We start from the raw sequence: 271 nt of genomic DNA, 5'->3' as shown, positions 1-271 counted from the left end.
CATGGCGCCGCCCATGACGCTGGCCACGCACAGCGGCAGGCTGAAGCCGGACGCGGACGACACCGCCACGGCGATGGGCGTGATCAGCGTGATGGTACCCACCGACGTGCCCATCGACAGCGACACGAAGCAGCTCACCACGAACAGCACCGCTACGGCGAACTGCACGGGAACGACGGAAAGCAGCAGGTAGGCCACGCTTTCGGCGCTGTCGCGGCCTACGGTGCCCACGAAGATGCCGGCCACCATGAAGATGAGCACCATGGTGACG

Annotated in this window: 1 protein-coding gene; it reads right to left on the bottom strand. The window is 66.4% G+C overall.

All coding sequences use genetic code 11. The features are described 5' to 3' along the window. A partial coding sequence (locus LJE08_RS14030) for a Na+/H+ antiporter NhaC family protein (protein WP_304608382.1) occupies positions 1 to 271 on the bottom strand: 271 nt, incomplete at both ends.

Source organism: Holdemanella sp. DFI.5.55, assembly GCF_020593575.1.
GTDB classification, from domain to species: Bacteria; Bacillota_I; Bacilli_A; order Erysipelotrichales; family Erysipelotrichaceae; genus Holdemanella; species Holdemanella hominis.
This window is presented reverse-complemented; position numbering and strand designations above follow the sequence as displayed.